Below are 8994 nucleotides of genomic sequence, written 5' to 3'. Positions count from 1 at the left end.
TAAGTTTATGCATAGAGATGAATATCGGGTAGTACGACCGCCTAGCTGCCTGGCTATCTTGATTAAGAATATGTCGATTCTTCAGCAGAACACAAGAAAGCTGCACTATTTTGTGCGCCAGGCCTAAAAGCCGACGCTAACACGCTACAGAATCATAATCACCCGCATATGAACTGCCTCCCATTTCTTATGTCCAAGAAATGGGAGGCAGTTCAGAATAGGCGGCCGTTTAATTTTACTTATGAGACAAAGTTACTCTGCTGAAGAGGTAGAGGAACCTTCCTCATTGGTGTTCTCAACTACTGGTGCAAAGGTATTCTCGCGCTTGAGGATATTCATGAACTCCTCGCCGGTGATAGTTTCCTTCTTCTGCAGGTAGTGAGCAATCTCATGCAGCTTAAAGCGGTTCTCTTTAAGCGTCTGAAGTGCACGCTGATGGCCCTCTTCAACAATACGCCTAACCTCAGCATCAATCTCTTCAGCTGTTGCTTCAGAGCAGGTGAGGGAAGAGCCACCACCAAGATAACGGCTTTGCTGCTGGCTGAGGGTAACCATGCCAAGTTTGTCAGACATGCCGTACTGCGTGACCATAGCGCGAGCAATAGCTGTTGCACGCTCAATATCGTTGGAAGCGCCATTGGTCATCTCGCCAAAGATAAGTTCTTCAGCTGCGCGTCCACCACAGAGTACAGCAATCTCATCCATTGCCTGGCTCTTGCTCATCAGATAACGCTCGTCATCCTCAACTTGCATGGTAAAGCCAAGAGCTCCGCCAGTACGAGGAACAATGGTGATCTTGGTAACAGGAGCATCGTTTTTCTGGATGGCACCAACAATTGCATGGCCGGTCTCGTGATAAGCCACAACGTCCTTCTCGTGCTCAGAAAGAACAGTGTTCTTCTTCTTTGCGCCGGCAATAACAACGTCAACGGACTCAGCAAGGTCTTCGGTGGTAACACGACGGCGACCAAAGCGAACAGCACGAAGAGCTGCCTCGTTGATGATGTTTGCAAGGTCTGCACCGGATGCGCCTGGTGTGGACTTAGCAATAATAGAGAGGTCAACGCCTGGCTCCATCTTTACATCATTGGCGTGAATCTGAAGAACTGCCTCACGACCCTTAAGGTCTGGAAGCTCAACAGGAATACGGCGGTCAAAACGGCCAGGACGCAGAAGTGCCTTGTCCAAGGTCTCAGGGCGGTTGGTTGCTGCAAGAACAACAATGCCCTTGTGGTTATCAAAGCCGTCCATCTCAGAGAGCAGCTGGTTTAAGGTTTGCTCACGCTCATCGTTGGAGTTGAGAGAAGCATCACGGCGCTTACCAACAGCATCAATCTCGTCAATAAAGATGATGCAAGGAGCCTTTTCATTTGCTTGCTTGAAGAGGTCACGGACTTTTGCAGCACCGCGTCCAACAAACATCTCAACAAACTCAGAGCCGGCAATCTGGAAGAAAGGAACGCCTGCCTCACCAGCAACTGCCTTAGCAATGAGGGTCTTACCAGTACCTGGAGGGCCTACAAGCAGGGCACCACGAGGGCAACGAGCGCCAATCTCTTTGTACTTATCGGGAGTCTTAAGGAAGCTAACAATCTCTTGCATAGACTCTTTAGCTTCTTCTTGGCCAGCAACGTCTTTAAACGTAATGCCTGTGTCTTCTCCCTTAATTTCTTTAGCACTTGAGCGACCAAGATTGCCGCCAAGACCTCCAAAGCCGCCACCAAAGTTCATGGAAGGACCATCGTCACCCATGGCGCGTTTAAGGGAACGGTTGATAAAGTAGCCAATGCCCAAGAAGAGAACAAGAGGGATGCCATACTGAATAAGGGCATAGAGCAGCATGTTTGTAGAGTTGTCAGGAATAGAAGCCGAGAAATCAACTTTGTGGTCTCTAAGCGTCTGAACCAGTGTTGAATCATTAGGGAATTGCGTGGTCTCAAAGACCTTCTCGGAATCTCCAGAGCCAGTTGTAAACCTAATGTTTCTGCTGCCCGTATTAAGGTCTACCTTGGTGACTTCATTGTTGTCAATCTTGTTAAGGAACTCACTGTACGAGACAGTTTGTACCTGTTGACGCAGAAGCCCTGGTAATAATGTGTTGCTAAGCAGGAGATATACAAAGATGGCTACTGCAATATAGAGTAGCATCGACATAGATCTACGGTGCTTGTTATCGTTATCTGCCATACACGTCCCTTTACCTGTTTGGCTCAAATGTGATATGAGCTCACTTAGATATTGGAATTGTTTTACCCAATCTACATTTTTTATTTCGATAAAAATTTAAAATTTGGATTCCGCATAATTTGTTAAAAACGGTTTAAGCGTGTGTATTACTTAGTTCAATGAGTGCAAGACGTGGTAGTATTACTTACACAAGCTGTGATGAGGACAGTAGCTGGGTAGCGCAAATCTCAAGCGAGCGGAGTTGGTGGAAGTCCGCATTTGCGTCCGTGTGAACATCACCTCGGAGCTGCAGTTCAAACGTACAGGTTTTTGTACTAGTAGATGCTGCCGGAAATGGTCGCCGTGACAGGCCAGCCGAGTAAACGGACAAATCCGTCGCTGGGTGGTTACAACGAAGTGTATTGTGGCGCTTCGTCCCAGCTGTGAGGGACGGGCGCTTTATTTGTGCCCAGAAAGGTTGTGCTTGATGGCAAACGAGTACAAAAAGACCACCAACCTGCCAAACACAGGCTTTCCTATGCGCGCATCACTTGCGCAGAACGAGCCTCAGCGTTTGGCTGATTGGGACCAAAACAACGTCTATGAGCTCCTGATGAAGAAGAATGAGGGACATGACAAGTTTGTCCTTCATGATGGACCTCCTTATGCAAACGGTCCAATTCACCTGGGTCACGCACAGAATAAGATTTCCAAGGACATCATCAACCGCTATAAGGCTATGCAGGGCTTCCAGACTCCTTATGTTCCTGGTTGGGACTGCCATGGTCAGCCAATCGAGCACAAGGTTGAGCAGATGCTTGGCACAGAGAAGTTCAATCAGTTATCTACCGAGAAGATCCGTGAGCTCTGCCGCAAGATGGCGGTTGAGCAGGTAGATACCCAGCGTCAGGGTTTTAAGCGCCTTGGTGTTTTGGGCGAGTGGGATAACCCTTATCTCACTTACGTCAACGATTACGACGCAACTGATGTTGAGATCTTCAAGGCAATCTACGACAAGGGCTCTGTGTATAGAGGTACCAAGCCTGTTCACTGGTGTACTCATGACCACACTGCTCTCTCTGAGGCAGAGATTGAGTATCACGATGTCACCTCTACTGCAATCTTTGTTCGCTTTGAGCTAACTACGGTTCCTGAGGGTCTTGAGGCTTACGCAGGTAAGACTTGGGTAGACATCTGGACTACAACTCCATGGACATTGCCTGCTGACGAGGCAGTTATTCTGCACCCTGAGGCTAACTATGTTGCTCTTGAGCTTCCTGATGGACACGTAGAGATTGTTGCTGAGGCTCTTGCAGAGAAGGCTGCTGCCAAGTTTGGCTATACCGATTGGAAGCTTGCTCAGGACTCAGAGGGCAACACCTGGAAGAGAACTGGTGTTGAGCTTGCAGGCAATGAGTATAAGCAGCCAATCTTTGGTGACCTTGGTAACACTGGTAAATTTATCTATGCAGAGTACGTTACCCTTGACGACGGTACTGGTGTTGTTCACTCTGCACCTGGTCATGGCGTAGACGACTATAACGCTGGTGTTCGCTTTGATATTCCACAGACTATGCCTGTTGATGATGACGGCCACTTCTTCAAAGGTGACGGTCAGGGCACTGGTGGCCCCTTCTCTGGTATGGAGGTCAATGAGGCTAACCCTGTCATTGTTCAGTGGCTCAAAGACCGTGGAACGCTCATTCTTGCAGAAGAGATTACCCACAGCTATCCACACTGCTGGCGTTGTAAAGAGCCCGTTATCTTCCGTGCAACAAGCCAGTGGTTTGTCTCCATGGATAAGACCGGCCTGCGTCAGCAGGCAGCAGAGGAGCTTACAAAGGTTAAGTTCTATCCTGCAAATGCGGTTAAGCGTATTGGCTCCATGGTTGAAGGTCGTCCTGACTGGTGCATTTCCAGGCAGCGTAACTGGGGTGTTCCAATCCCTGCTTTCACCTGCGAGGATTGCGGTGAAACCGTTATCAATGACCAGACACTTGACGCTGTCATCAAGCTTTTCCGCGAGAAGGGCTCTGATGCTTGGTTCACCGACGATCCTAAGACCTATTTAGGCGACGCTTGCGTCTGCCCTAAGTGTGGCGGCCACAATCTCAAGGCAAACAAGGATATTTTGGACGTTTGGTGGGATTCTGGTGTTTCTCACACTGCTGTCTGCAAACACCGTCCAAACCTTAAGTTCCCAGCTGATATGTATCTTGAGGGCTCCGACCAGCACCGTGGTTGGTTCATGAGTTCTCTCATGACTTCTGTTGGAGCTTACGGAGTTGCTCCTTACAAGTCCGTTGTCTCACAGGGCTTTACGCTTGATGGCCAGGGACGAAAGATGAGTAAGTCTTTGGGCAATGTCATTGATCCAAATGCAGTTTGTGCTGAGCGTGGCGCAGACGTCCTACGCCTTTGGGTTGCTTCTGTTGACACTTCAACTGACGTTCCTTGCGATGACGCCATTCTTTCCCAGGTAGGCGATGCATACCGTAGGTTCAGAAATACCCTGCGCTTCCTTCTTGGCGAGCTCGAGGGCCAGTTTGATCCTGCTACCGATGCAGTTGCTGTAGCGGACCTTGAAGAGTACGACCGTCTTGTTCTTGCACGTATGTGCGAGGTTCATGCTGCAGTCACTGAGGCTTACGAGGGATATCGCTTTAATAACGTCTTCCGTACCCTCTACGATTACATCATTGAGCTTTCCAACGGTTATTTGAACGCAACTAAGGACCGTATGTACTGTGATGCTGCAGATTCTGCAACACGCAGAAGCGCTCAGACTGTTTGGGCAGAGATTCTCTCCATGCTTGTTCATGACCTGCAGCCAATTCTGGTTTACACCACCGACGAGGCTATGCAGTTCCTGCCAGAGTCTATGCGTGACGGTCAGAAGTACGCAGCTCTTCTCGACTGGTATAAGGCTCCTATGAGCACTGACGAGTACACTGCACTGCTTCCTGCATATCAGGTACTGGTTGATGCTCGCGCCGCATACACTAAGGCATACGAGACCGCTCTTGAGGCAGGTGTTGTTACCGAGAAGACCACGCAGGCTACTCGTGCAGAGGTTACCCTTACCGCTGAACAGGCTGCATCCATTTCTCATGCTGGCCTTGACTTTGCTGAGGCATTTGTCTGCTCTGAGGTTACCGTCTCTGAAGGTTCTGAGCTGAGCGTAAGCGTCTATCCTGCAAACGGCGAGCGCTGCGACCGTTGCTGGAACTATCGCGAGCTTGGTGAGGATCACCTTTGCCACCGCTGCCACGACGTTGTTGCATAAATGAACACTGACCAGCAGCAACATACAACTCACACACTAGTGACCCGCCTTGCAGTTCTCTGCGGGGCGGGCGCTGTTGCCTGTGTGCTTGACCAGGTAACCAAGCTCTGGGTACGAACCTCAATTCCAGAGGGAACCGCAGTACCTTTTATCCCAGGTGTTATGGAGCTCTTCCACGTAAGTAACACCGGTGCAGCGTTTTCTGTAGGCTCTGGAAATGCCCTCTTTTTTGTGGCTCTCACTGCTGTGGTCATAGCCGCTCTGGTGAGTTTTGTAGTTCGCGAGAAGAACCTCCCGCTGCCGCTTATTGCGCTTTTGGGAGGCGTCGCAGGCGGCGGAATTGGTAACGCTATTGACCGTGTTTTGTATGGTCAGGTTACTGATTTCTTTGCTACAACGTTTGTTAATTTTGCCGTGTTTAATGTGGCGGATATCTTTGTAACCTGCGGCATTCTTATTGCTTTTGTGTACTGGATGGTCTGGGACAAAAAGCAACAACAGGGTAGTGGCAATGAATGAGCGTATCGTTGACATACTAGTTGGACCAGAAGGGGACGGCGTCAGATTGGATGCGTTCCTTTCTGCCCAAGATACACTTCCCTCAAGAAGTGCCTGCGCAAAGCTGGTAGAAGAGGGAAGAGTAACCATCAACGCTACGCTGGCTACCTCTAAGTCAGAAAAACTTATGTTGGGCGATAGGCTCTTAGTATCTCTTCCTGACGCACAGCCTCAAACGGGACTTTTACGTCCAAACCCAGACATTCCCCTTGATATTCGCTTTGAGGACCAGTACCTCATAGTGCTCTCCAAGCAGATTGGCCTTGTTTGCCATCCATCGCCTGGCCACGTTGATGACACCCTGGCAAATGCGCTGGTAGCCCACTGTGGCTACGAGCACCTAGGAATGCTTCAGGGAGAAGAACGTCCTGGTATTGTGCATCGTCTTGATATGGATACGTCTGGTCTTATGCTGGCAGCAAAGTCAGACGAGGCGCAAAAGGCTCTTCAAGACCTCATTAGGCTGCGCGTGCTTGACCGACGCTACATTGTGCTGGTACAAGGCTATGTTGCCCACGATTCTGGCACCATTGAAACGGGCATTGCTCGCTCAACGCGAGACCGTCTCAAAATGACCGTATCAGACGCGCCTGGCGCACGAGAGGCCATTACCACCTTTAGAACGCTTGAGCGCTTTGAAGCGGGCAGAAAAGGCGAGGGTTACTCGCTTCTAGAGTGCCATCTCTATACGGGTCGCACGCACCAGATTAGAGTTCACATGCGCCACATTGGTCATCCTGTTGTCGGCGATCAGCTTTATGGCAAAAAAGATACAAGCCTTAACCTTGGACTTAACAGACAGTTTTTACACTCCTGGCATGTTCAGTTTGAGCATCCTTTTACGGGCGAGAATATCGTGGTAGCAGACACACTACCAAAAGACCTGCAAGAAGCCCTACTCTCTCAAAGCACTATGTCTATGGGAAGGACTTCTGTAGGAGATGAGATTTGTCCACAGCTGTAATATGACTAAAAAGTGTCGCTTCTCATTTCACGTGGTGTAAGAGAAAAGTAGTCTTTAAATTTCCTATAAAACTCTGTTGTTCCACCATAGCCAATCATTGAAGAAATAGTAGAGACAGGCAATTTGGTATGAATTAACAGCGTTTTTGCTCGTTCCATTCTTTGTTCTAATACAAGTTCAGAAAAAGTTTTGCCACATTTTTGTCTGAGAAGTTCAGAGAGATAAGTTGGTGAATATGAGTATTTTCCTGAAAGTTTAGCAAGCGTAATACTTTCTGAATGAGCAGTAATTTCATTAAGGATAAGAGCAACCGTCTCATTAGTGTTACCTGGAGTGAACGTATAGTGAGCATCAGGAGAAAGGCAGGTAATAAGCGCTATAAGCAAGGAAGTAACAATAGCTTCCCAATTTGGTTTTCTCTCGGAATAGGTAATGATTATTTGAGTATAAAGTGTGTAGATTTGTTCAATATCAGCTGGATGAATATTTTGCGGCAGTGTATTTTTATTTGATATAAGGTTTGTAGTAAAAGTAAAGAAATCTTCTGATGAAGGCATTAGAAAGAAAAGAAAACTTCCAAAATAGTTTTTACGAGCAAGTATTGAGAGACTTACAATGTCGTCTCCATAAGGTTTTGTAGAAAATTGGCCTAAATTTGCTAAATCAAAAGCAGAAGTGAGTGTAAAAAATCCTCTGATATGAGGGTTAGCAGACTCTTCTGTTTCGTAGTGTGCACTCAAAATGACATTTGAAGCACCGCCTTGAGCAAGAGACTTCCCATTGGAAAGTATATTTTGAAGTGCTTGAGTTAGTCGCTTTTCGCTCATAATCAGCCTTTCAACGATATTTTCCTGCGTCAAATTATAGGGTGATAACGCAATTTTATACGAGAAACCCGCCTTTAACCTTAAAGAATCTATCAAGTGCTTATTCTACAAGTGCAGGTAATTACTGTTTTGGAAAGGAAGCTGAATTATTCACTGCGTTTTTAAGCTAATGATGTTTTGGGGATAATGAGTATGAATAATCGTCTCTCTCACTTATTTGTTATACGAAAACATATGCTTCTATCTGCCCTTGGTTTGGCAATTGGATATATTGCTGTTGCAATGCTGGGTATTTTTACAGGCGATTTAATTGATAGTATGCTTAATGTGCAAGCTGTTGATGGTGTTTGGCAAAAGCTAGGGCTGTTGTTGCTCCTTTCGCTTGTAACGCTTTGCTTAAGTTTTTTTCTCACTGTTTGGATTCCACAAAAGCTCAATTTAGAAGCTGCGGTTGCTAGTTCTGAGGTAGCGATATCGGAATTCTTAAAGATGTCTCTTCGTGTTTTTCCAAAAAATAAAACTGGACACTATCTTAATGTAGTCACTATGACAGCCTTTGTCTTCAGTGGTGTTCAAATTGCAGTAAGTGTTGAATTTTTAGGTGGTCTTTTAGCAGTTATTGTTTTGGCAATTGTGGCATTTACGGTAAATCCATGGATTGGTTTGCTTGTCTTGCTATATATCCCTTTTTACTTGGTGATTATTGATTATCCGAGCAAGAAAACAAATGAGATTTTGACCGAGTCAATGAAAAAACGAGAAGGCTGGCTGGATATCGGTAGGCGCATAATTGAGGAAAAGTTCTCGATTAATATGCTACGAGCAGAGAACTATTTTGAAAATGCTTATAAGGCGGCTAATGATGAGTATTTCCTCTATGTAAAGAGAAGTAGTTTTTTTAGTGCTTTATCAAAGAGCCTTCCATCAGCGCTTTCAAATTTCACGCAAGTCGTAGCCATAATTACAGGTGTTATGCTGCTTTCTATAGGTCAGATGAGTGTTGGAGAGATTTTAGCCGCCTATCTGATTTTGTCAGTATTGAGCGAACCGCTTGATACGGTTTGTTCTGTTAAAAGCTCATATCTTGCTGCAAAAGCGGATATTGATGTTCATCTTGAGCACGAGAAAGAATCCCAAGAGCCTTCAGGTTATGAGAAGCTTTGGAATTCTTCACTTAAACCAGCTGTAAAGAT

The 8994-nt window shown here is 46.7% G+C and carries 6 protein-coding genes; 4 read left to right on the top strand and 2 right to left on the bottom strand.

Annotation, left to right across the window (positions count from 1 at the left end; all coding sequences use genetic code 11):
- Positions 1-252 precede the first annotated feature (252 nt).
- On the bottom strand, positions 253-2187 hold the full coding sequence (gene ftsH / locus HMPREF1493_RS06795) for an ATP-dependent zinc metalloprotease FtsH (RefSeq protein WP_035428895.1): 1935 nt from the start codon (positions 2185-2187) through the stop codon (positions 253-255).
- 466 nt (positions 2188-2653) lie between these two features.
- On the opposite strand from ftsH, the gene ileS reads away from it, so the two are divergent.
- Genes ileS through HMPREF1493_RS06780 form a run of 3 tightly spaced genes read left to right on the top strand, consistent with a single transcriptional unit; the run spans position 2654 to position 6974 of the window.
- Positions 2654-5452, top strand: a complete 2799-nt coding sequence (gene ileS / locus HMPREF1493_RS06790; RefSeq protein ID WP_035428894.1) for an isoleucine--tRNA ligase — start codon at positions 2654-2656, stop codon at positions 5450-5452.
- Positions 5453-5971, top strand: a complete 519-nt coding sequence (gene lspA, locus HMPREF1493_RS06785; RefSeq protein WP_035428893.1) for a signal peptidase II — start codon at positions 5453-5455, stop codon at positions 5969-5971.
- Positions 5964-6974, top strand: coding sequence for an RluA family pseudouridine synthase (locus HMPREF1493_RS06780; protein ID WP_035428892.1), 1011 nt, complete (start codon positions 5964-5966; stop codon positions 6972-6974). Before lspA ends, HMPREF1493_RS06780 begins: the two co-directional genes overlap by 8 nt.
- A gap of 5 nt (positions 6975-6979) precedes the next feature.
- On the opposite strand, the gene HMPREF1493_RS06775 is transcribed toward HMPREF1493_RS06780, so the two are convergent.
- Positions 6980-7801 carry an AraC family transcriptional regulator gene (locus HMPREF1493_RS06775; protein WP_035428891.1) on the bottom strand — a complete coding sequence of 274 codons (822 nt, stop codon included), beginning with the start codon at positions 7799-7801 and terminating at the stop codon, positions 6980-6982.
- 192 nt (positions 7802-7993) lie between these two features.
- Between HMPREF1493_RS06775 and HMPREF1493_RS06770 the strand changes: the two genes are divergently transcribed.
- A partial coding sequence (locus tag HMPREF1493_RS06770; RefSeq protein WP_198013776.1) for an ABC transporter transmembrane domain-containing protein occupies positions 7994-8994 on the top strand: 1001 nt, incomplete at its 3' end.

It is taken from the genome of Atopobium sp. ICM42b (assembly GCA_000564995.1).
GTDB lineage: Bacteria > Actinomycetota > Coriobacteriia > Coriobacteriales > Atopobiaceae > Lancefieldella.
The sequence above is the reverse complement of the archived record's forward strand: the minus strand, read 5'-3'. Positions and strand labels throughout refer to the sequence as shown.

Excerpts from the sequence above, each read along its gene's own strand:
- lspA (WP_035428893.1), top strand. The coding sequence starts at position 5,453 with ATGAACACTGACCAGCAGCAACATACAACTCACACACTAGTGACCCGC.
- ftsH (WP_035428895.1), bottom strand. The coding sequence starts at position 2,187 with ATGGCAGATAACGATAACAAGCACCGTAGATCTATGTCGATGCTACTC.
- HMPREF1493_RS06775 (WP_035428891.1), bottom strand. The coding sequence starts at position 7,801 with ATGAGCGAAAAGCGACTAACTCAAGCACTTCAAAATATACTTTCCAAT.
- ileS (WP_035428894.1), top strand. The coding sequence starts at position 2,654 with ATGGCAAACGAGTACAAAAAGACCACCAACCTGCCAAACACAGGCTTT.
- HMPREF1493_RS06780 (WP_035428892.1), top strand. The coding sequence starts at position 5,964 with ATGAATGAGCGTATCGTTGACATACTAGTTGGACCAGAAGGGGACGGC.